This is a genomic window from Campylobacter concisus (assembly GCF_003048615.2).
Classification (GTDB): Bacteria; Campylobacterota; Campylobacteria; order Campylobacterales; family Campylobacteraceae; genus Campylobacter_A; species Campylobacter_A concisus_C.
Genome location: NZ_CP049263.1, coordinates 1,131,832 through 1,154,346, shown reverse-complemented (window position 1 = coordinate 1,154,346; position 22,515 = coordinate 1,131,832). Strand labels below are relative to the sequence as shown.

22 protein-coding genes are annotated in these 22,515 nt (G+C 40.5%); 9 read left to right on the top strand and 13 right to left on the bottom strand.

The genetic code is table 11. The features are described 5' to 3' along the window. Positions 1 to 59: 59 nt before the first annotated feature. The 11 genes from CVS89_RS05845 to murJ all read right to left on the bottom strand — a co-directional run bounded on the left by CVS89_RS05845 (position 60) and on the right by murJ (position 11,919). The gene (locus CVS89_RS05845) at positions 60 to 698 is read right to left on the bottom strand and encodes a YggS family pyridoxal phosphate-dependent enzyme (protein WP_196376803.1); all 639 of its coding nucleotides are present in this window, start codon (positions 696 to 698) and stop codon (positions 60 to 62) included. Next, on the bottom strand, positions 695 to 1,804 hold the full coding sequence (gene rseP, locus CVS89_RS05840) for an RIP metalloprotease RseP (protein WP_107848538.1): 1,110 nt from the start codon (positions 1,802 to 1,804) through the stop codon (positions 695 to 697). Before rseP ends, CVS89_RS05845 begins: the two co-directional genes overlap by 4 nt. 76 nt (positions 1,805 to 1,880) lie before the next feature. Next, positions 1,881 to 2,777: a hypothetical protein gene (locus tag CVS89_RS05835; RefSeq protein WP_107848537.1), complete on the bottom strand. Its 897-nt coding sequence runs from the start codon at positions 2,775 to 2,777 to the stop codon at positions 1,881 to 1,883. A gap of 2 nt (positions 2,778 to 2,779) precedes the next feature. Continuing rightward, positions 2,780 to 3,325 carry a CDP-diacylglycerol--glycerol-3-phosphate 3-phosphatidyltransferase gene (gene pgsA / locus CVS89_RS05830; protein WP_009293904.1) on the bottom strand — a complete coding sequence of 182 codons (546 nt, stop codon included), beginning with the start codon at positions 3,323 to 3,325 and terminating at the stop codon, positions 2,780 to 2,782. Between the two features lie 31 nt (positions 3,326 to 3,356). Beyond that, on the bottom strand, positions 3,357 to 4,145 hold the full coding sequence (locus tag CVS89_RS05825; RefSeq protein WP_021089130.1) for an enoyl-ACP reductase: 789 nt from the start codon (positions 4,143 to 4,145) through the stop codon (positions 3,357 to 3,359). Continuing rightward, complete coding sequence (dapA, locus tag CVS89_RS05820; protein WP_219811330.1) at positions 4,145 to 5,014, bottom strand: 4-hydroxy-tetrahydrodipicolinate synthase; 870 nt, start codon at positions 5,012 to 5,014, stop codon at positions 4,145 to 4,147. Before dapA ends, CVS89_RS05825 begins: the two co-directional genes overlap by 1 nt. A gap of 26 nt (positions 5,015 to 5,040) precedes the next feature. Continuing rightward, positions 5,041 to 6,282 (bottom strand): M16 family metallopeptidase, encoded by a 1,242-nt coding sequence (locus CVS89_RS05815; RefSeq protein ID WP_107848536.1) that lies wholly within the window; start codon positions 6,280 to 6,282, stop codon positions 5,041 to 5,043. Between the two features lie 11 nt (positions 6,283 to 6,293). Then, positions 6,294 to 7,367, bottom strand: coding sequence for a quinone-dependent dihydroorotate dehydrogenase (locus tag CVS89_RS05810; RefSeq protein ID WP_107848535.1), 1,074 nt, complete (start codon positions 7,365 to 7,367; stop codon positions 6,294 to 6,296). 53 nt (positions 7,368 to 7,420) lie between these two features. Beyond that, positions 7,421 to 9,145 (bottom strand): ABC transporter ATP-binding protein, encoded by a 1,725-nt coding sequence (locus tag CVS89_RS05805; protein WP_107848534.1) that lies wholly within the window; start codon positions 9,143 to 9,145, stop codon positions 7,421 to 7,423. After that, complete coding sequence (gene cysS, locus CVS89_RS05800; RefSeq protein ID WP_107848533.1) at positions 9,138 to 10,532, bottom strand: cysteine--tRNA ligase; 1,395 nt, start codon at positions 10,530 to 10,532, stop codon at positions 9,138 to 9,140. The genes CVS89_RS05805 and cysS overlap by 8 nt, the downstream gene beginning before the upstream one ends. Then, positions 10,519 to 11,919: a murein biosynthesis integral membrane protein MurJ gene (gene murJ, locus CVS89_RS05795; protein WP_103570419.1), complete on the bottom strand. Its 1,401-nt coding sequence runs from the start codon at positions 11,917 to 11,919 to the stop codon at positions 10,519 to 10,521. Before murJ ends, cysS begins: the two co-directional genes overlap by 14 nt. A gap of 122 nt (positions 11,920 to 12,041) precedes the next feature. On the opposite strand from murJ, the gene CVS89_RS05790 reads away from it, so the two are divergent. The 7 genes from CVS89_RS05790 to CVS89_RS05760 all read left to right on the top strand — a co-directional run bounded on the left by CVS89_RS05790 (position 12,042) and on the right by CVS89_RS05760 (position 18,516). Continuing rightward, a complete protein-coding gene (locus CVS89_RS05790; RefSeq protein WP_107848532.1) occupies positions 12,042 to 13,973 on the top strand; it encodes a flagellar assembly protein A in 1,932 nt (643 codons plus the stop codon). Next, complete coding sequence (gene ruvA / locus CVS89_RS05785; protein WP_103607897.1) at positions 13,973 to 14,527, top strand: Holliday junction branch migration protein RuvA; 555 nt, start codon at positions 13,973 to 13,975, stop codon at positions 14,525 to 14,527. The genes CVS89_RS05790 and ruvA overlap by 1 nt, the downstream gene beginning before the upstream one ends. Positions 14,528 to 14,538: 11 nt before the next feature. After that, complete coding sequence (locus CVS89_RS05780; protein ID WP_107848531.1) at positions 14,539 to 15,579, top strand: D-alanine--D-alanine ligase; 1,041 nt, start codon at positions 14,539 to 14,541, stop codon at positions 15,577 to 15,579. 64 nt (positions 15,580 to 15,643) lie between these two features. Next, complete coding sequence (locus tag CVS89_RS05775) at positions 15,644 to 15,874, top strand: type II toxin-antitoxin system Phd/YefM family antitoxin (RefSeq protein ID WP_002942153.1); 231 nt, start codon at positions 15,644 to 15,646, stop codon at positions 15,872 to 15,874. Beyond that, positions 15,864 to 16,649, top strand: a complete 786-nt coding sequence (locus tag CVS89_RS05770; protein WP_107848530.1) for an alpha/beta fold hydrolase — start codon at positions 15,864 to 15,866, stop codon at positions 16,647 to 16,649. The genes CVS89_RS05775 and CVS89_RS05770 overlap by 11 nt, the downstream gene beginning before the upstream one ends. Next, positions 16,646 to 18,070 (top strand): Mur ligase family protein, encoded by a 1,425-nt coding sequence (locus tag CVS89_RS05765; protein WP_107848529.1) that lies wholly within the window; start codon positions 16,646 to 16,648, stop codon positions 18,068 to 18,070. The genes CVS89_RS05770 and CVS89_RS05765 overlap by 4 nt, the downstream gene beginning before the upstream one ends. Next, positions 18,067 to 18,516 carry a hypothetical protein gene (locus CVS89_RS05760; protein ID WP_107848528.1) on the top strand — a complete coding sequence of 150 codons (450 nt, stop codon included), beginning with the start codon at positions 18,067 to 18,069 and terminating at the stop codon, positions 18,514 to 18,516. The genes CVS89_RS05765 and CVS89_RS05760 overlap by 4 nt, the downstream gene beginning before the upstream one ends. Before the next feature lie 48 nt (positions 18,517 to 18,564). Here the strand turns inward: CVS89_RS05760 and CVS89_RS05755 are convergent, their stop codons facing one another. Then, on the bottom strand, positions 18,565 to 19,578 hold the full coding sequence (locus CVS89_RS05755) for a hypothetical protein (RefSeq protein WP_107848527.1): 1,014 nt from the start codon (positions 19,576 to 19,578) through the stop codon (positions 18,565 to 18,567). A 63-nt stretch (positions 19,579 to 19,641) separates the two neighbouring features. On the opposite strand from CVS89_RS05755, the gene CVS89_RS05750 reads away from it, so the two are divergent. Both CVS89_RS05750 and truD read left to right on the top strand, forming a co-directional pair. Beyond that, entirely contained in the window at positions 19,642 to 20,463 is an 822-nt protein-coding gene (locus CVS89_RS05750) for a thiamine-phosphate kinase (protein ID WP_107848526.1), read from the top strand. Then, positions 20,441 to 21,565 (top strand): tRNA pseudouridine(13) synthase TruD, encoded by a 1,125-nt coding sequence (gene truD, locus CVS89_RS05745; protein WP_107848525.1) that lies wholly within the window; start codon positions 20,441 to 20,443, stop codon positions 21,563 to 21,565. The genes CVS89_RS05750 and truD overlap by 23 nt, the downstream gene beginning before the upstream one ends. A gap of 233 nt (positions 21,566 to 21,798) precedes the next feature. Here truD and CVS89_RS05740 read toward each other — a convergent pair whose 3' ends face one another. Continuing rightward, the gene (locus CVS89_RS05740; protein ID WP_107848524.1) at positions 21,799 to 22,419 is read right to left on the bottom strand and encodes a Type 1 glutamine amidotransferase-like domain-containing protein; all 621 of its coding nucleotides are present in this window, start codon (positions 22,417 to 22,419) and stop codon (positions 21,799 to 21,801) included. Positions 22,420 to 22,515: the final 96 nt, after the last annotated feature.

The window sequence follows — 22,515 nt, the reverse complement described above, 5'->3', positions numbered from 1 at the left end:
AACTTAGATTAAAATTTAAAAAGGGGTAGAAAGGTAAATTTGCCCCAGGAGGGACAAATTTATAGATATAGCATCGTTCCAAGGCGGATCATATTTGAGCCACATTTTATTGCTAACTCGAAGTCGCTACTCATACCCATCGAGCAGATAGTTGCGCCTTTTGGCTTTAGGCTCTCATAAATTTTATATGTTAGCTCAAAGCTCTTTTGCACCTCTTTTGGCTCATCCACATGCGCTCCGATGCTCATCACACCTTTTAAATTTATATTTTTGCACTCGCTTTGGATGCGCTCATAAATTTCAGCCGCATTTGCGACGCTCACACCTTGCTTTGTATCTTCGTCGGCCGAGTTTATCTGAAGTAGAGTGTCTAGCTTATAGCTGAGCCTTTTATCGACCTCTAGGGCTCTTTCGAAGCTATCACAGCTTTGCCAAAGCACTGGTTTTAGGCTTATCATTTGATTGATTTTATTATTTTGCAAGCGGCCGATCATGTGCCATTTGATGTCAGTGAAATCTTGCAGCTCTAGCTCTTTTTTGGCTAGCTCCTGGACTCTATTTTCGCCAAAATTTCTCTGTCCTTGTGCGTAAAGCTCCCTCACTTCAGTGCATGTCACATTTTTGCTAACGGCTATCAGCGTCACATCTTTGCTTAAAATTTCTATCTTTTCAAGTAGATCTTTTAAAACTATCATCATAAACCTCCGCTTAATCTCATAATGTCATTAAAGGTTGCGAGCACCATGATGCCAAGCAGTAGTGCCCAGCCGCAGTAGGTAAGCGTAACAAGCACTCGCTCATTTATCTCGCGTCTAAAAATTAGTTCATAAATGTTAAATAAAATGTGCCCACCATCAAGCGCTGGTATAGGAAAGAGGTTTAGCACGCCCAAATTTACAGAGATGAGCGCCACGATGGTTAGAAGCACGCTAAGGCTGATCTTAGCGGCCTTTGAAGTGACATCGGCGATCTGCACGATGCCTCCGACCTCTTTTAATGGCACAGCTCCAACGACTAGCTTTTCAAAGCTTTTAAAGATGAGCTTTGAAGCCTCGATCGTCTCGCCAAAGGCAAATTTTAGGCTCTCTAAACCTGTGTGATAAATTTTCACCACTTCACCATTAGGCTGGATGCCGATCAGTGGGCGCTGCACCTTTTCATTAAATAAATTTATCGTTTCACCTATCTTTGGTGTTAAATTTATGGTTAGTGACGAGCCGTTGCGATCTATCAAAATGGCGCTTGGCTCAAGCTTTACGTTTTTGCTGATATCATTCCACTCGTTTATTTTTACGCCATTTATCACTAAAATTTTATCGTTTATTGCTATGCCAGCGCTCGCAGCTGCTGAGCCTTCAGCTATGTGTCCGACACTTGGCGCAAGCCTCTCAACGCCGATAAATCCAAGCAAAATGTATATAAAAAAAGCTAGGATAAAGTTAAAAAATGGCCCAGCAAAGAGGATGTAAATGCGCTTTATTGGACTTAGCACGTTGTAGCTATCAGCGTCATAGTTTTTGGCCTTTGGGTCGGTGTCGTCTTGCCCTTTTAGCTGCACGTATCCGCCAAGTGGGATCGCGCTTAGGCAGTAGTCGGTGCCGCCAACGTTTTTGGTGTAAATTTTCTCGCCAAAGCCGATGCTAAAGGTATTTACTTTGACGCCAAGCGATCTTGCTGCTAAAAAGTGGCCAAGCTCGTGAAAAAATATGAGAAAACTAATGGCTAAAACGGTCACTAAAAAATAAAACGAATACGCATAAAGCCCAAGGCAAAGCAGGGCCAGCGTGAAGAGAATGCCTTTCAAAACTTACCTTTTTTTGAAAAAATTGATGAGATTTTAGCCAAAGTTTATAAATTTACTCTCAAATTTGGCTTGCCATTTAGGCGAAAATTTCTTTTAGCCAAGAGAGTATTTTGGCTCTATTTAGCCCTTTGCTGACGCTAAAATAACTTTTGTCTTTATCGTCTAGATCAAATTTCACATTAAAACGTGACTTTACTTGAGCTACAAATGGCTTTAAATTTAAAATATCAGGGCAGGGCAAAATATCTTTTGGCAGCTCTTGCAAAAAGCTCATGCCATCATCGTTAAAATTTATTCTAGCCCTTGGTACAGCGTCGTTTCTAAGCTCTATCTCAAATGTGTGATCATACACAAATGGCGCAAAAAGGCGAATTTCTAAGTGAAATTTACTAGCTAGCTCCTCATCACTTAAGCCTTGATTGCTAAACCAGTAGCCAAAATTTACAGCATTTAGCGAGATATCAAAATCATAAGGATCAGCAGGGCTTACGCCTATACGGCGCAAAAGCTCATATATAGGCAGTTTTGCTTGCAAGTCATCATAATAGCCATAAAGCTTGGCAAGTAGCGGATGTGAACGGCCGGCCTTCTCTTGCAAGCGTAAAATTTCAAAGATATATCTGTGCGCAAACGAGCGGTGCGATACCGAGCGAGTGGCCTGCGTGCTTAGATAGTCTAAAATTTCAGGGTTTTTTGAAAAGCTCATCGCGCTCCAAATGCCACGCAAAGTCTCTACGTCGTTATCAAAGGTATCAAATTTATCTGCATGGGTTTTGTCGTATTCTAAAGCGCAGCTTAATAAAAATTCATTTAGCTCAGGGCTGATCACACCGCCGATCTTTTCTAAATTTTTAGCATCGTGATAAAAATTTGTATTAATAATCTTTTGATTTAGTTTTTTGGCTTGCTTTTGCAGTGCCGGCTCTAAATTTGCAGTGCGTTTTAGAATGATCTCTTTTAGTTCGTAGCTCAAATTTAACTCTTTTTCATCGCTTTTACATAGGCAAAGATGTATTCAAATCCAGAATAAAGCGTAAGCGCAACAGCTATCCAGAGCAAAAGCTCGCCACCAGGCCAGCTCATCAGTAAAAATCCAACCGCAAACATCTGCGAAACGGTTTTAACCTTGCCAGCCATCGAAGCTGCGACTTCGACGCCGTCACTTGCCATCACGACACGAAAGCCAGTTATAAAAAACTCTCTTATCAAGATGAGATAAACAGCCCAAGCGCTCGCTCTGCCAAGCATCATAAGACCCAAAAATGCAGCCAAAATCAGCATCTTATCGGCTAGTGGGTCGAGGATCGCGCCTAGCTTGGTCTTTTGATCCCAGCTTCTAGCGATGTAGCCATCAAAAAAGTCAGTCACCGAGGCGATCACAAAGATGAGGGCTGCGAAGTAGTTTATCCAGCTTATATGAATTTGCGTAAAAATCCCTGGCGCATTTACGAGCATAAAAAACATAAGCGGAGCTAGCAATATCCTAAAAAATGCCAGTGAATTTGGTAAATTTAAGCTCACAAATATGCCTTTATGCTTAGAAATTTAGCTCTCATTTAAAAGTCGTGCCACCATCTATTATAAATGTATGTCCAGTCACCCAGCTAGCCTTAGATGAGCATAAAAATAGACATGCTCCAGCTAGGTCGGTCGGCTGTCCCATGCGGTTTAGCGGGCTAAGCTTTGCCGTCATATCGCGCACCTCTTCGTAGTTTGTAAAGGCTCTTAGCGCGTCTGTCTCGATAGGGCCGCCGCTTACGACATTTACGCGGATGTTTTTCTCGCCAAGCTCGGTCGCAGCGTATCTTGCCATCGCTTCAACGGCTGCTTTTGCTGTGCCATGGCCTGCGTAGTTTTCGATATAGACTAAATTTCCAGTTGAACTTAGGCTAATTATGCTGCCGCCACCCACTTTTTCCATGCGTTTTGCAGCCTCTTGCGCGCCCACGACAAAGGCATTTACGGTTGCTGTGAAGATATTATTTATACCTCTTGGTTTTAGCTTCATAAATTTAGTGTATCCACCAGCTACCGCACGGCCTGAGATGATAGCGTTTGAGATGAAAAAATCAACCCTGTCAAAGTCCTCATCTATCTTTAAAAATAGCTCCTTATAAGTCTCTGGCTCAAGGATATTTAGCGCGTAGGCTCTAGCTTTTATCTTGTAGGTAGCCTCAAGCTCTTTTGCCTGCTCTTTGGCAAGCTCCTCGTTTGAGTTATAGGTAAAAGCTATATTTACGCCAGCTTTTGCAAATTCTTCGACTATGGCTCTGCCGATGCCTCTAGTGCCGCCGCTGATGACTAGCGTTTTACCTTTAAATTCGTTTAGTGTGTCCTTCATTAAAATCCCTTTATTTCGTAATTTTTAATAACTTCTTCGATCTTTTTAAAATTTTCTTTGCTCGGTTTGCAAAGTGGCAAGCGGTACTCCAAAGTGTCGATCAGCCCAGCTAGATACATCGCCGCTTTGATCGGTATCGGGTTGCTTTCGCAAAAGAGCGTTTTGTTTATCGTATAGAGGTTGTCATTTATCAGTTTTGCTTTTTTGTACTCTTCGTTCATCGCAAGGTGAGTAAGCTGCGAAATTTGATCTGGCAAGAGGTTTGAAGTAACCGAGATAACGCCTTTGCCGCCGTATGATAGGATAGGGTAGTTTATCGCATCTTCGCCACTAATAACCACCAAATCAGGCTCGTGAGCTAGCAGATCGACACATCTATCGATGCTGCCTGTTGCTTCTTTGATGCCGTAAATGTTTTGGCAATCTTTAAAAAGTCTAAAAACGGTTGCTGGCAAGATATCTACGCCAACTCTGCCTGGGACGTTGTAAAGGAGCACCGGAATTTCTATGCTGTTTGCGATAGCCTTGTAGTGCTCGTAAAGCCCTTCTTGCGTCGGTTTGTTATAGTAAGGAGCGACTGATAAGATGCCGTGAGCACCGTGAGCTTGGGCAAATTTAGCGATACCTATGGCCTCGTGAGTGGCGTTGCTGCCAGCACCAGCTAGCACCTTGACATTTGTGCCTTTACATGCATCTACTGCGATTTCTATGCAAATTCTATGCTCATCATGCGTTAAAGTCGCACTCTCGCCTGTTGTTCCAACTGGCACAACGACGTCTATGCCGTTTTTTATCTGTCTTTTTATCAGTTTTTCAAAACTGACTTCGTCTATTTTTTGGTTTTTAAATGGCGTAACTAGTGCTGTCATCGCACCTTGAAGCGAATTTTTCACGTCTATTCCTTTTTTAAGATTATTGTCGTGCTAGTTTTTTCGTTGAAATATCTATTTGCTATCTCTTTTAAAAGCTTGGCATCTATCTTATCTATATTTTTTTCAAGCTCGTAAAGTGGCTTTATATCGCCTCTAGCAAGGTATGAGCCGTATAAATTTGCCACCTTGCTCGCGCTCTCAAATGAGTAGATAAAATCAGTTTTTATCAAATTTTTAACTCTTAAAACGTCCTCTTTGTCTATTGGCTTTCTCTTTAGATCATCTATGATCTTTAAAATTTCAGCCTCAACCGTGCTAGCCTCGACGTCTGGGTTGCAAACTGCTAAAAATATAAATAAATTTTCATCAACGCAGCTCATATTGTAAGCGTAAATTTGATTTACAAGCATTAGCTCATCGACTAGGCGTTGTTGCAAAATGGAGCTTTTTCCAGTGGCTAGATACTCGCTTATCGCATTTAGCCCCACTTGATCGGCATGCCTAAAGTCTGGGATCTTATAAGCGATAGCTAGCATTTGCGTTTGGCTATCTTTGTAGATGATAGCCCTTCTTGCGCCGTCTTGCTCAGGCTCTTTGCAGTGTAGTTTTGGTATGGCTTTTTTGTTTTTTATGCTGCCAAAGTTTTTCTTAGCTAGCTTAAATGCCTCGTCCTTGCCGATGTCGCCACTTATCATCAAAATGGCGTTTTTTGGCTGATAGTATGTGGAGTGAAATTCTTTTATATCAGCGATCTTCCAGTTTTCGATATCTTTTATGAAGCCTATTGGCGTCCAGTGGTATGAGTGGTAGATAAATGCGTGGTTGTAGAGCCTAAAGTAGAGGTATCCCATGGGGTTGTTGTCTGTTCGCCACCTGCGCTCTTCGTGCACCACCTCGCGCTCTGGCTGAAATTCTTTATCTTTTAGGCTTAAATTTTTCATAAGCTCGGCAAAAAGTCCAAGCGTTTTGTCTAAATTTTCATTTGAGGCTTTTATAAAGTAGTGAGTATAGTCAAAGCCCGTACTTGCGTTATTTACGCCGCCAAAGCCCTTTACGATCTCGTCAAACTCCCCAGCGCGTAAATTTTTGGTTGATTTGAAATTTAGATGCTCTAGCATGTGAGCGATGCCGCTTTTGCCCATCACTTCGTTTCTGGAGCCAACTTTATAAAAGACATCGACACTTATCACTTTTGAGCCAGGATTTACTGGCACGTGATAAATTTCAAGTCCATTTTCTAGTTTAAATTTATTAAATTTTATCAATCTCTTGCCCTCTATTTTTTAACATTTGCGCCGACTGCTTCGCTGATAGAGGCAAAGCCATCTCTTTTTAAAAGCTCTAAAATTTCTAAATTTATATCTCTTGCGATCATCGGCCCTTTAAAGATAAAGCTTGTAAAAATTTGGACTAAATTTGCCCCCATTTTTATGCGCTCATAAGCCTCTGCACCGCTATCTATGCCACCACATGCGATAAGTGTCGTCTTGCCATAAAGCTCGTCTGCCACGGCTTTAAAGATATCTTTTGACTTTTTGGCGATCACCTTGCCGCTTAGTCCGCCAAAATCCTTTAAATTTGACGAGTGAGAGAGCGAATAATCAACGCTTGTGTTTGAAACAAGCACGCCACTAGCGCCGTTTTCTACCGCACAGCTACATAGTTTGATCGCATCTTCATGGCTCATATCAGGAGCTATTTTAAAGATGATAGGTTTTTTAGTAAGTGGCAAAATGACGCTAAAAAGCTCTTTTATAAAGCTCTCATCTTGCAGTGCTCTTAAATTTGGCGTGTTTGGTGATGAGACATTTATGACAAATGTATCGCAAATTTCACTAAATTCTCTTACTAAAATTTCATAGTCTTTTATCGCATCTTCATTTGGCGTAACCTTGTTTTTACCGATGTTTGCCCAGATCGGTATGGTAAAAGGATAGATCTTTTTAACTCTATTTTTGATAGCCTCGCAGCCATCGTTGTTAAAGCCCATCGCATTTTGGATGCTCTCTTCGTCTATGAGCCTAAAAAGCCTTGGTTTTGCATTGCCAGGTTGTGGTTTTGGTGTAAATGTGCCAAATTCTAAATGCCCAAACCCAAGAGCCGTTAGCGCCTCAAACATCGTGGCGTTTTTATCAAAGCCGCCAGCTATGCCAACTGGGTTGTGGTAGGTGCTTGAGAATAAATTTTGTTTTAGTGCATTGTCATCGACCACGCATTTGTGCGCTAAAAAGCTTAGCGAGCCGGGGAAGATTTTATTTGCCCCAACCATCGCTATTTCAGCGATCTTGTGGGCAGTTTCAGGATCAAATTTAAAAAATATAGATTTTAAAGTATTGTAGTTTAAGCTCATTTTAACCTCTTTAAAATGCCTAAAAATTTACGCAAATCTTAGCAAAAATCGCCTTAAACTAAGGCTTTGCCCTTAAGTTTTGCATAAATTTCACTTCTTTTGCTAAGCTCCTCGTCGCTTCCGCTATCAATGATCTTGCCATCACTTAAAACTGCGATCTTATCGGCATTTTCAACCGTGCTTAAGCGGTGGGCGATGACGAAGATGATCTTTTTGCTTCTTAGATTATTTATCGCTTTTGTGATCTCTTTTTCGCTCTCGTTATCAAGCGCAGAGGTAGCCTCGTCAAAGATTAGGATTTGTGGGTTTTGATAAAGCGCTCTAGCTATGGCGATGCGCTGTCTTTGACCGCCTGAGAGGTTGGTGCCAAATTCATTTAAGATAGTGTTTATGCCGTTATCTAGCTTGCTTACAAACTCATAAGCATTGGCTAGTTTTAGTGCGTTTATAACGGCATCTTCGTTAAATTCTCTGCCGTAAGCTACGTTTTTAGCAACTGTGTCGTTAAAGATATAGACGCGCTGGGTTACAAGCCCGATATTTTGGCGAAGTGAGTGAATTTTGATATCTTTTAAATTTATGCCATTTATCAAAATTTCTCCACCATTTACATCGTAAAATCTCATAAGTAAATTCATAAGCGAGCTTTTTCCGCCGCCACTTGAGCCAACAAGGGCTATAAATTCTGACTTATTTGCCTCTAAATTTATCCCTTTTAAGACCTCTTTGTCGCCGTAGCTTAGGCGGACACCCTTAAATTTGATCAAATTTATCTCTTCGTTTAGCTCTTTTTGGCCATCTTTTATCTGGCTTACCTTATCCATCAAGAAAAACGTCCTCTCGCTTGCTGCGATGGCATCTTGCATCTTGTTGTAGATATTTACGATGCGTTTTAGTGGGGTGTAGAGCATAAAAAGCGCTGTTAAAAACGAGAAAAATGCGCCCATATTTATATGCCCGTCGATGACGTCTTTGCCGCCTATGATGATAACAGCTGCCACGCCTATTGAGCCAATGGTCTCCATTAGCGGGCTTACTAGCTGCTCGATCTTGACGCTTTTTAAATTTAGCCTAAAAAATTTATTATTTTCATCGACAAAGCGTGAATGCTCGTATTCTTGGGCATTATTTGCTTTGATTATCTCGATATTTGTAAAAATTTCACTAAGCGCAGAGGTGATGTCAGATGTTTTTTCTTGTGACTGCTTTGAAATTTTCTTCATCCTTTTAGCAAGGCGCGAGATCGGATAGATCGCCACTGGCATGATGACAAGAGCGAAAAATGCCAGCTTTGGACTTTGATAGATGACGACGCAAAGAAGCCCGATGATGGTTATAAATTCTCTCGTAAGTTCAGGGATCATGCTTGATACTATCGATCTTATGCGGTCGATGTCGTTTGTTGTTCTGCTGATTAGCTCGCCGGTTCTAAATTCATTGAAAAAGTCCATATCTAAATTTAAAAGGTTTGCAACCATCTTTTCGCGAAATCTCCTAATCGTATCTTGCCCGATATATGCCGTAAAATAGGCCTGCATAAAGGTTCCGATGTTTTTTATAACGTAGATCGCGATGATGGCGCAAGGCAAGATGTAGAGCAGCTTTTCGTTTTTCTCAACAAAAATTTTATTTAGCACAGGCTCGACTAGATAGGCACTTACCGCCGTTCCGCCACTGGCAAGCCCCATGCCGATGATGGCAAAGATGAAGTGTGGGATATAGTCTTTAAAATATGGACCAAAGCGCTTTAGCACATCTTTTAAGCCAAAATTATTCATTATTTCTCTCCCAAACTGCGCCATTTGGCGTGTCCATGATAGAGATATTCATCTTTGCTAACTCATCTCTTATCTCATCAGCCCTTGCAAAATTTCTCTCTTTTTTAGCTACCGCGCGCTCATCAAGAAGCCTTTTTATCTGCTCTTTTTGCTCATCGCTTACACCAAACTGAAAATACTCCACATAGTTTGTGATAGCAATGCCTAAAATTTCGCCTATTAACTCTAAATTTGCCACCACTTCGGCCTTATATGCTTTATCTTTTGGGTTGTTATCAAGTCTTTCATTTGCCGTTTTTACAAACTCATCGACGCTTGCAAGCGCTTTTGAAGCGTTTAGATCATCACTTAGCGCCTCAAGCAGCTCATTTTTAAAGTTCTCATTAGCCATGCCAGCTTGCACGCTATCAACTCTTTTTTTGAGGCGGTAAATTTTATCAAGTCTCTTTTTTGAAGCTACTAGATCTTCATCTGAATAGTTAAAATGAGCTCTGTAATGGCTCGTAAGCAAGTAATATCTAAGCACTTCGCCATGAACGTTTTTTAGGGCGTCCTTTACGAAAAAGCTGTTATTTAGGCTCTTGCTCATCTTTTCGTTATTTGCTTTTATAAAGCCGTTGTGCATCCAGTATTTGCTCAAATTTTTATGATAAGCGCATCTGCACTGGCTTGCCTCGTTTTCGTGGTGCGGAAAGAGTAGGTCGATGCCACCAGCGTGGATGTCGATCTCAAATTTATCATTTTCTTTATCGCTTAAAAACTCCCTTATCATCGCCACGCACTCGGTGTGCCAGCCAGGGCGACCCTTGCCAAATGGGCTCTCGTACCATTTCTCGTCAAATTTCCAAAGCACAAAGTCTTTTTCATCTCTTTTCTCGCAAAAACATACTACGCGTGCGATTAGATCGGTGTTGTTATCCTTACCGCTGATGCTAAAATAGCCGCTATCCTTGCTCGTATCAAAGTAAATTCCATCGCTCGTTTTATACGCCACACCTCTATCCATAAGCACTTTGATGTAGCTAATGATCGCCTCCAAGCACTGCGTAGCCTTTGGCTTAAAGTCTGGATCAAGCACGTTTAAAGCGCCCATGTCGCTCTCATAGTGCGCTATATATTTGTTTGTGATCTCCTCTAGGCTTTGTCCGGTTTGCGCCATTTTATTTAAAATTTTATCGTCGATGTCGGTGTAGTTTCTTGCAAATTTGACCTTGTAGCCAAGCGCTTTTAAGACCCTTCTTAAAAGATCAAAGCTAACGGCTGACTTTGCATGTCCCAAATGTGCATCGTCATATACCGTTGGACCGCACAGATAGATGCTAACTTCGCCATCTTTAATAGGGCTAAACTCAACCTTTTCTCTTTTAGAAGTATCAAAAATTCGCATTAAATATATCCTTTAAAAATGTTAAACCAAAATAGAGCAAAACCGCCGCAACAGCGATAGCAGCTATAAATTTAGGCTCGATTATAGCTAAAAATCGCTTAGCTCCAAAGGCTCTAATGTATAAAATAAGCTGTAAAAATCCCCCAAGCGAGCTTGCAAATGCAAGGCCAGCAGCTCCAAATTTCTGCATCAAAATGACTGCTAGGATCAAATTTATCACAAGGCAGATGATAGAAATTTTAGCTGCCTCTTTTTGCTTCATATTTGCGTAAAGCCAAAGTGAGAAAATTTTAGCCAGTCCAAATGGCGTGAGCCCCACCAAATAGGCACTTAGCACCTTGGCGCATTCAATGGTGTTTGCCCTTACGAAATTTCCTCTCTCAAACAAGAGCCAGATGATAAACTCACTTAGCACTACGCCTGCGATCGTGGCTGCTAGTAGAGCGCAAAGAAGCAGATAAAAGCTCTTTTTTGTCCAAACTAGGGCGTTTGCTTCATCTTTTTGCTTTAAAAGCCTGGTGATCTTTGGAAAGAGTGCCTGAGAGAGCGCGATCGCAAAGATGGCAAGCGGGAGCTGGAAAATTCTATTTGCATAAAAGAGGTAGCTTATCGAGCCACTTACCAAAAAACTAGCCAGCCAAGTGTCCATAAATGCGCTTATCTGCATCGCACTTGAGCCAAGTAAGCCGTGGTAGAAATTTATAAAAAAGCCTTTACTCTGCGCTCTTTTGCCCTTAAAATATCCGCTTAGACCGCCCCAAAAAATTTTATTTAAGGCGTTAAATTTCATAGCGATTAGATGCACTAAAACCTGCAAAATGCCGCCTGCAACGACGCCAAAGCTAAGATAAAGTGCGACCACGCTCTCGCTCTTGCCGCGAGCCAAAAGTAGTGAAGCGATCATGGCTAAATTTAGTAGCGCAGTAGAAAACGCAGTCGTTGCAAAGTGCCCTTTATACTGAAGCAGCGCACCCATGAAAGTGACGATATAAACAAGGGCTAGATAGTAGAAATTTATGCGCACGAGCGGCACCGCGTCTGTGATATTTTGCTCGCTTAAACCGCTTGCGATGATCTTTATAAAATAAGGCGTAAATAAATTTACAAGAAGCGTCAAAACACCTATAAAAAGTAGAAATTTGATGAAAATTTCAGCTTGAAAGATCGCTTTTTTCTTGCTATTTGCAAAATTTGGTAAAAATGCCTGCGTAAAGGCGCCCTCGCCAAAGATGCGGCGAAATAAATTTGGTATCTTAAATGCTATAAAAAAGAGGTCGCTAAATATGCCAGCACCAAGGATAGAAGCCGTTAAAAGATCTCTTATAAGCCCTAAAATCCTTGAAGTCATGATGCCAACTGAGTTTGAAAAAAAGCCTTTTATAAACATCGCCCACCTAGTAAATTTAAAAACGCAATAGTAACAAAAGATGCTTTAAAGCTTACATAACCCAAATTTAATAAAGTTTTAGAGATAATAAGAGCCAAAATTTTATGTGAAATGGATCAAATTTGAGCGAGAACGTGCAAGAAAACGAGAGATTTTTACCGCCAACGCAAATTCAAACTTCAACACCTTATCTATCGCTTAAAGAGCTAAGCAAACAATATAGCGTCCCGGTAGAATTTATAGATTTTAAACTCTCAAATATCTTAACTTACTACAAAAATAAAGACAACGTCGAGCCAGTTTTTGTCCCTGAGGAAAATTTAAGCTTTTTTGATGACAACACATTTTATCTTGACGAGACGCTAGAGATCGAGCAGGTCTATGACGTGGAGTTTTTTGACGTTAGGCTAAATGCCACGCCAAAGCTACCAAAGATCGATATCGGCGTAAATTCAACCATAACAAAGGTCATCGCAAAGGTTAGAGCGAGCAAAGAGTGCGAATACGAGCAGCACTACGAAGATAAGCTTTATGAATACATTGCTAAGCAGCTCATGAAAGCTCAAATTTTAATAGGCATAAGGATCGGCAAGCTAAAAGAGGAGCTAAAGCAAATCTCCTCAATAATCCACGTAAAAGGCGAGCTTGACAAGGACTACACGCTAAATTTAACCCAAGGCATCAACCCTAAAAAAGCGATCGATGCTAAGATCATCTACTACTACAAAGATAAGCTTGATGGGTTAAAAGACGAGGATAAGGTTGATTACGCTGATAGGGGCTTTGTCTTTGGCGTGGCAAAAGATGAAGTGATAATGGAGGAGAAAAAGTCACACGAGGGCGCAAATGGACGTGACGTAAGAGGCAAGCTCATAGAGGTTGCAAAGCCAAAAGAAGAGAGCGAAAAAGAGATAAGCATAAGCGAAAATATCGAGCGCGTAGAAAATGATGAGAGTGTAAAATATATCGCTAAAAAAGCAGGTTACGTGGTCGAGAAAAACGGCTCTTTTGACATAGAAGAGCGCATAGAGATAAATGAAGCAAATTTTAAAACGACTGGCTCGATCCAAGCAGGCACCGACACAAACGTCACATTAGTAGTTCGCGAAACTGACACGATCAAAGACGCTATCGGCACTGGCATCATCGTCGAGGCTGACGAGATCGAAGTAAAGGGAAACGTCGGCGCAAATGCGATGGTTAAGGCAAATGATGTAAATATCGGCGGACAAACTCACCAAAAGGCTAAAATTTACGCCAAACACGCCAAAATTTCTATCCACATCGGCAAGGTAGAGGCCGAAAGCGTCGAGATAGATAGGCTTGAAGGTGGCACTGTTATAGCAAAAAGAGTGAAGATAAATAGCGTAGTTGGTGGCTCTATAACAGCTCAAAATATCCAGATAGACACGCTTGGCTCAAACTGCACCATCACAGCCTCGCACCTAATCGACGTTAGATATCTAAGAGGCACTGATAATAAATTTATAATTGACGCTAGCAAGATGCCTGAGAGTGCGGAGGCTACGCAAGATCAGCTAAGCAAGATCGAAAGCACCAAGTCTGAGCTAGCTACGCTTCTAAAAAACATAGAGAGCAAGAAAAATGTCATCAACGAGAACAAAGACTCGATCTATACGATAAAAGCTAAGATCGAGGAGCTCTCAAAGGCAAAGGTGATACCGCCAGTTACGTTTATGAAAAAGCTAAAAGAGTATCAAGGGCTCGTTAATGAATATAACACCTTGCTTAGAATTTTCAAAGAGAAAAAAGAGCTTTTGGCTGATCTAAAAGATGAGCTTGAGATCATGCAAAATGGCATATTCTCAGCCAAAGTGATAAACAGAGGAAACTGGATCGAGCTAAATGAGATAAGATTTGTCATCGTCGATCCTCCGCAAAATGTCACCTACATATCGAAGCAAAACGAGACTGCTCACGTCATCACGCTAGATAAATTTGATAACGGCGGCGAGGTTGAGTACAAGATCAAAAAGTCAAACAAACTTGAAGACTACGCGGATATAAATTTCATGGAACAAAAGGTTAAATGATGATAAAAGCAATCGAAGGCGTCGTTACAAAAAAAGAGCCTGCATTTGCCATACTTAAGACAAATAGCGGCGTAAGTTATGGGATTTTCATCTCGCTTTTTTGCTCAGCAAAACTTAGTAAAGGCGAAAAGGCCGAGCTCGCCATAACGCAGATCATAAGAGAGGACGCAAATTTGCTCTACGGCTTTTTAGACGCAAACGAGCAAAAGATGTTTGAGATGCTTATAAAGCTAAATGGCATCGGAGCTAGCACAGCGATGGCGGTTTGCTCAAGCCTTAGCTCTCAGGCATTTACAAACGCCATAATAAGCGGCGATGCGGACACTTTTAAAAGCGTGCCAGGCATCGGACCAAAGACAGCTAGGCGCATAATAGCTGAGCTAAGTGACGCAAAACTAATAAGTGACGAGAGCGTGCTAAGCTACCAAAATGAGGCACTTTTGGCACTTGAGGCGCTTGGCTTTAAGCGTGAAAAGATAGTGAAAATTTTGCCTGATTGTAAGAGTGAAAACACGAGTGATCTTATAAAAGAGGCACTTAAAAAACTAGGATAAGGATAAAAAAGATGAATTTAGGCGTGATATTTGGAGCAAAGAGTTTTGAGCATGAGATAAGCATAGTAAGCGCGATAGTTTTAAAAAACGTCCTAAAACAGGAGCTAAAATTTATATTTTGCGATGCAAATAGGGACTTTTACCTGATCGAGCAAAAAGATATGAGAGCAAATTTCTTTAGCTCTGGCAAATACAAAAACTCAAAAAAGCTATTTTTATCTAAAGGCGGCTTTTATACACACTCGCTTTTTGGCGCAAACAAAGTTGAATGTGACGTCATTATAAATTTGATCCATGGCATGGACGGCGAAGATGGCAAGATAGCGGCACTTTTTGACTTTTACGGGGTCAAATACATAGGTCCAAGACTTGAAGCAAGCGCGCTTAGCTACAACAAAGAGCTTACTAAATTTCTAGCGCAAAAGGCTGGTGTGAAGGCGCTTGATTACGAGATGCTAACTCGTCAAAGCGAGCCAAAATTTCACTATCCTATTATATTAAAGCCAGCAAGGCTAGGCAGCAGCATCGGCGTGAGCGTCGTGCATGATGATAGTGAGCTTGCCTACGCAAAAGACGTGGCGTTTGAATTTGACAAAGATGTTTTAGTAGAGCCCTTTATAAAAGGCGTCAAAGAGTATAACCTTGCAGGCTGCAGGATCGATGGAAAGATCAAATTTTCTATCGTCGAAGAGCCAAAAAAGAAAGAATTTCTTGACTACGAGCAAAAATATCTAAGTTTTTCAAATGAAAATAAGGTAAAAGAGGCAGAAATTTCTGAAGAGCTAAAGCAAAAGCTTAAATTTAACTTTTCTAAAATTTATGATTGTGGATTTGACGGAGCGATCATTAGATGCGACTTTTTCGTGATAGATGACGAGGTCTATCTAAATGAGATCAATCCAAACCCAGGAAGCCTTGCAAACTATCTATTTGATGACTTTGAAAGCACGCTAAATGCCCTTGCAAACTCACTTCCAAAAGAGCGTGAGATAAAGATTGATTATAAATTTATAAACTCTATCACTTCGGTAAAAGGTAGCGGTAAGCTCTAGTTTATTTAGCGATATATAAAGTAGTTTGTGATATTTTACGTAAAATTTTACATAAAGAGCGACAATGGTAACTTTTACAAAAGATGAAATTTATACAGCAACCGAGGTGGTTAGAAATTTTAGCTCTGTCCTTTCACGCGTGGGAGCTAGCGAGCTAAAGCGCGCTGTCATCGTTAAAAACAATAAATTTGAAGCAGTCCTTTTAAATATGGAGGAGTACGAGCGCCTTTGCGAGGCAGTAAGCGTGCTTGAGAGCATTTATGCTGCTAAAAAGAGAGAAAACGATGGCGAGTAGGGTGGTAAAATACGGCTCAGACGAGTACGAGATCAGCTACGAAGTAGTAAATCCAAAATGCAAAAAAGTAGTGCTTTTCTTGCACGGCTGGGGCGCAAACAAAGAGATAATGAAAAAGGCTTTTGGGCACTATCTAAGCGAGTTTTGCCACGTATATATCGACATGCCAGGCTTTGGTAAAAGCTCCATTTTTAAGCCATTAAGAACAAGTGACTACGCAAAAATCGTTGCAAATTTCTGTGACGAGCTACAAATAAAACCAGACATCATCGCAGGACATAGCTTTGGCGGCAAGGTCGCAACGCTTCTAAAACCACCATATCTAGTGCTTTTAAGCTCAGCTGGCATAGTCGTCAAAAAGCCATTTATCGTGCGAGCAAAGATAGCGATATTTAAAATTTTAAAGATATTTGGCTTTGGTAAATTTTACAAACTCTTTGCCACAAAAGATGTGAGCGGCATGAGCAGAGTGATGTATGAAACCCTAAAAAACGTCGTTGATGAGGATTTTACAAAGCATTTTGCTGACTTTGACGGCAGGGCTTTTATATTTTGGGGAGAAAATGACAAGGCAACGCCTGTAACAAGCGGCGAGAGCATAGATAGACTTATCAAAAATAGCTCATTTTTCCCACTTAGTGGCGATCACTTTTTCTTTTTGCTCCACGCTAAATTTATAAGCGACGAGATAGAAAAAGGGATAAAATTTGAGCCAAATGAGGCAAAAAATGTCGTGCTAGATGACGATGAGAGCGGGATCGAGGAGATAAGATGAGTATATTTTTAAGCATAAGCACAGTTTTATTTATCTTTGCGCTTGCTTTTTATGTGATCACTTGCTTTCAGTGGTTTTCATATAGGCCTGAGCGCGTGCTCTTTCACTTCACAAAGCCCGCTTGGCACGTCCTTTTCTTCATCGTGCCTTTGGTGCTATTTTACACGACTGGCAAGTGGTTTTTTATATATTTTTACTTTGCGCTTTTGCCAGCTCTTTATCTTTGGCATAAAAAACTTGATAAAAAGCTAGTCTTTACCGCTAGGATAAAGCACTTTTTTGCCATCCTTGCTTGCGCTATCATCTTAAACTACGCTTTAAATTTCATCATCCACAAGGCGTTTTTGGCTCCTATGCCACTTTTTGTCTTGGTCATGAGCCTATTTTTTAGTGAAATTTTAGAAAAGATCAAATTTCAAGGCTTTAAAAACAGGGCGCTTAAAAAACTTGGCGCAAACAAAGAGCTAAAGATCATTTTAATCACCGCAAGCTACGGCAAAACGAGCATCAAAAATTTCTTATTTGAAATTTTAAAAGATAGCTTTGTCTGCTACAAAACGCCACGCAGCGTAAATACAATGGCTGGCATCATCAAAGATATCAATGAAAATTTAAGCGAGCAAACACAAATTTACATAGCAGAAGCAGGCGCTAGGCTAAAGGGCGACATCATAGAGATCACTAAATTTCTAAATCCACAAATAGTAATCGTTGGCGAGATCGGCGCGCAACATATTGAGTACTTTAAAACGCTTGATAATATCCGTGCGACAAAGCTTGAAGCACTTCAAAGCTCTCGCTTGCAAATGGCATTTTTACATAGCTCGACAAAAAAAGAGCCAAGCCAAAATATAGAAATTTACGATGAGAACCTAAAAGATATAAACGCAAATTTAGATGGAATTTCATTTACGCTTGATGGCAAAAACTACGCTTCGCCGCTACTTGGCAAATTTAACGCTACAAATTTGGCCGTCTGCGTCAAGGTGGCAAGATACCTAAAAATGAGCGATGAAGCGATAAATGGTGCGCTATCTAAGATGAAAAACGTCGAGCACCGTCTAAGCAAGATCGAGGCTGGCGGCAAGCTGATAATAGACGATAGCTTCAATGGAAATTTCTCAGGCATGAGCGCAAGCTACGAGCTTGTAAGCACCTACGCTGGCAGAAAAGTGCTGCTAACACCTGGTATCGTCGAGAGCGATGCGGAGCAAAATGCAAATTTGGCCAAGGTGATAAATGAAATTTTCGACCTAGTCATCATCACAAGCTCGCTAAACGCCCAAACTCTGCTAAAACACATCGTAAAGCCAAAGATCATCATCCTAAAGGACAAGAACAAAATGCAAGAAATTTTAGCCCAAAACACGCACGCTGGCGATCTTATACTATTTTCAAACGACGCACCGAGTTTTATATGAAAAAGATAGTTTTTTTAGCTCTAATCTTAAGCTTAGCCTTAGGCTTTGACATCGATGACTACGACAGGGGCAACGAAGCCCTAAATGCCGGAGACTACGCAACTGCGTATGAAATTTTTTACGATGGTTGTGAGCAAAAAGATGTGCTTTCGTGCGAGGCTTTGGGCGATATGTTTGTAAATGAAGAGATAAACGAGCAGATGGATAGTGATCTAAAAAAGCACTCAAATATCGAGCTTGGAGTGAGTTATTTTATGAAAAGCTGCGACCTTGGCTATCAAAACGCCTGCGATGATGTCATAAGCCTAAAGGACGATCTAAACATCACTTTGCCATCTGGCGTATACGAAAACGCTAAGGCTAGGTATGACGAGCTTTTTGAAGAGTTTAAAGAGCAAGAGGCAAATAAAACGGTAGAAGAGCCAAAAGAGAGGGCTAAAAAGTAAAATTTAAGGCTTTTAAATTTGGCTTTGTAATGTTAAATTTAGGCAAGTCTAAATAATAATAACCTTCAAAACATGCTCTTTTAGTCCGCTTGGTATCTCGCCATTTTCAAGCGCCATTAGCTCGCTCGCTCTTAAGACATAAAAGTCTTGCAAGCTTCTGTTGGCAGACTTCTCAAGCTTTTTTGCTAGAGTGTCAAAGATATAAAATTCAGCCTCGTTGCTAGTTAGTAAAAAATCAGCCCCACTATCAAATGCAGCAAAAACTATTTTGCTAGCAAGCTTGCAAGCTAGCTCATTATCAATCTTTAAAAGATCATATCCACAAGGCATTTTGGCGTTTAGCTCTATAAAATTTGCCTTGTATGCGCTTAAATTTGCAGGCAGTCTGTCTTTTATAGCTATCTTAAAATCTTTAAATTTGCTAAGTTTTTCTATCTTTTCAAGCTCGTTTTCATATTTTTGTGTAGCTTCTATGCCTAAAATTTCTTTAAAAAATTTAATCGCCTCACTATAAATTTCGCTACCTTCAAAGAGCAAATCATAAAGCTCACAGGCTATCAAAACGCCGTTTTTATCGCTAACTAGCTTTAAAATTTCATCGTTTTTCTCGTTTTTGTAAAGATGATGAGCTAGCATTATCGCGGCAGCTCCTATAAAATTTGGCTCATACTCTCTCACAAAATCAGCGTAAAAATAGGGCTTAAAGCTAGCGTAAAGCTCTTTGTCAGCTCTTTTGCAAAAGCTAGCAAATGGCTCAAATTTCGCCCAAAAGTCATCATCGTTTATAGCAAGGTCTAAAACCGCTCTTTTTTCATCAAGCGGGGCGATGCAAAGCTCGTCTCCAAATTTTTGAGCTAAATTTGCAAGCGGCTGGTCGGTGCTAACTACGACGTCATTTACCTTGACAAAGCCTTCAAATGGGCTAAAGTAGGGGTCTATGCTCTTTACGTGGGCAAAAAGCTCGTTTAAGTTTGCAAAGTCTGAAATCTCTAAAAAATAGGGCTTAAAATATGCCAAAACATCTCTTTTTGCGTCAAATCTAAAAATCTCAACTCTTTGCATCTGTATCCTTTTTTTGGGCTTATTTTATCCTAAATTTAAAAGGAGTTTCATTATAATAGCTCAATGGATAAAGAAAATTTCACGATTGAACGCTTTAGTAACGCATATATCGGCGATGACGCGGCGGTTGCCGGCAAAATGGTCTTTAGCAAGGACATTTTTGCGCAAAATTCGCATTTTAAGCTTGGCTGGCTAAGCCTTGAAGAGACCGGCTACAAGGCGATGATCGTAAATTTTTCAGATACGATCGTGATGAATGCTAAGCCTAAATTTGCCCTTCTTGGGCTTAGTCTGCCAAAGAGCTTCACGCCTCGGCAGATCAGCGAGCTAAGTAGGGGCATAAATAGGGCGTGCGAGGAGTTTGGCGTAAAGATAATAGGCGGTGACACGATAAGTAGCCCCATTTTAAACATAAGCGTCAGCGTGATCGGCGAGCTAAAGGGCAGGGCAGTGCTTAGAAAAAATGCTAAATTTGGCGATCTTGTTGCATTTACAGGCAAGCTTGGAGGCAGCCAAAAGGGACTAAACTCGCTTCTAAGACTGGCTCAAATTTCTAAAAACTCACGCTTTAAAAGACCTATCTTAAGAGATAAATTTTTTTACAAAGCAGCTCATCTGCTAAATTCCGCCATGGATATCTCAGACGGGCTAAATACCGACCTTGGCAAGCTTTTAAAGGCTAGCAAAAAGGGCGCTAAATTTACAAAAAAACTAAGCAAATTTGAGCTTAGTAGCGGCGAGGAGTATGAGGTTTTATTTACCTTTAGTCCTAAAAATTTAAGCGCTATAAAAAGGATCGCCGCAAAAACTAGGACAAAGATCAACATCTTTGCAAAAATTTCACACAAAAGGTTAAGACAAAATGCAAGAAGCCACCACTTTTAAGCCGCTTTATGCGCTTACTCATGCGCCCATCGAGGCATATTTTTCTAAAAATTCAGATGATTTTGTCGTGCGCGAGATACCACTTTATGAATTTAGTGGTGACGGCGAGCACTTGATCGTTGAAATTTCTAAAAAAGATATGATGACAAGCGACGCTTTGCATGCCTTAAGCGAGGTTACAGGGGCTAAGATGCGCGACTTTGGCTATGCTGGGCTAAAAGACAAGCAGGGCATGACAACGCAGTTTATCTCGATGCCTCGTAAATTTGAGAGCGCGCTTGCAAACTTTAGCCATGAAAAGATGAAAATTTTAAATTTAAACGTGCATAAAAACAAGCTTCGCATCGGACACCTAAAAGGCAATAGCTTTTTCATCCGCCTAAAAAAGGTGCTGCCAAGTAGCGCTAAAAAGCTAGAGCAGGCATTTGTCAGCATCGATAAAATGGGCTATGCAAACTACTTTGGCTACCAACGCTTTGGTAAATTTGGCGACAATGCTACAACTGGCCTTGAGCTACTTAAAAACGGCACGATAAATGGCAAAAAGAGCAAAAATGTAAAGCTAAATGACTTTTTGATCTCAGCCTATCAAAGCGATCTTTTTAACCGCCATCTTAGTAAAAGGGTTGAAATTTCAAGGTTTGTAAGCGACTTTAGCCTAAATGAGCTAGGCGAAATTTATAAAAACTTTAGCAAAAACGATCTAAAGGCGATGAAGGCGCAGGAGAGCTTTTTTAAGCTTTTGCCAGGAGAGGTTTTGGGGCACTATCCGTTTGGCAAGCTCTTTTTGTGTGAAAATTTAGATCAAGAGGCGCAAAGATTTACTAAGCGCGATATCACAAGCCTTGGACTTATAGTCGGTGCAAAGGCCTATGAGGCAAGCGGCTTGGCAAAAGAGCTTGAGGATGAAATTTTCGCTGAGGCATTTTCGCTTACTTCAAAGATCGCTGGCTCAAGGCGCTTTAACTGGGCGTATCTTGAAAATACAAGCTACAAATACAACGAAGAAAGCGCTCATTTTAGCTTAAATTTCACACTTCAAAAGGGCTCATACGCCACAGTTGTGTTAGAAGAAATTTTGCATAAAAATATATTTGAGTAGGGTAAATTTTCGGACTTTCCTCTTTTGCGTAGTGCAAAAGCGACCGCTTACCGTGCCAGAGCGAAATTATAGCGGTTTTTGCTTAATTTTCTAGCCTTAAAAATTAAACTTTGCGTTTTAATTATTTTCTTTATTTATAAGGAAGATTTGCAGACAAAAAGTGATTTTATAGGGAAAATGCTCTGAGTAAATATTTGGCGTATGTTTTATCAGAGATCGCATAAATTTTTATCTCAAAGCGCAATAAATTCAGCATTATTTATAGGTCGCAAATCGTACAAGTCCCCAAATTTCTCCATTATCTCGTGAGTAGCCTCCACAAAAGGCTCACAGCCAAAGTGCGGCACTACGCAAAAATCAACCAAATTTAATCCTGTAAAATCACTCATGTTTACACTACTTTTATCCATAAGCGTAGCATATCTCGTGTCTGGTGCGGCCACGATCGCCCCTGCTGACTCACCGACGTAAATTTTACCAGCTTTAACCGCGTTTTTTATAGCTTGTTCGGCGCACGATTTTCGCAGCTCATTAAGCAGATAAAATGTATTTCCGCCGCTTACATAAATGATGTCGCACTTATTAATAGTAGCTAAAATTTTATCATCTGCAACACAAAACTCATCACATTCAGAAATCTGCGTAACCAAGTTTTTAACACAAGAAATATCAATACGAGTCAGCTTCGCACTAAATTTTTCCAAAATTTTCACCGCTTCATCTACGTAAAAATTCACCTCTTCAAATTTTGCTGCCGTATCGATAAAAGCAACATGCTTACCTTGAAAATCTACCACTTCATTGATCTTGCTCGCAATCTCCGCGAAGTAGGAGCAAAGAAAAATATTTGCCATTCCTTTATTCCTTTTAAAAGATATTTAAATTTAAGAGCCAATTATATCCGAAAATAAGCTTAAAAGATCTGCATTTTGCAATCGTCATGTTGCTCA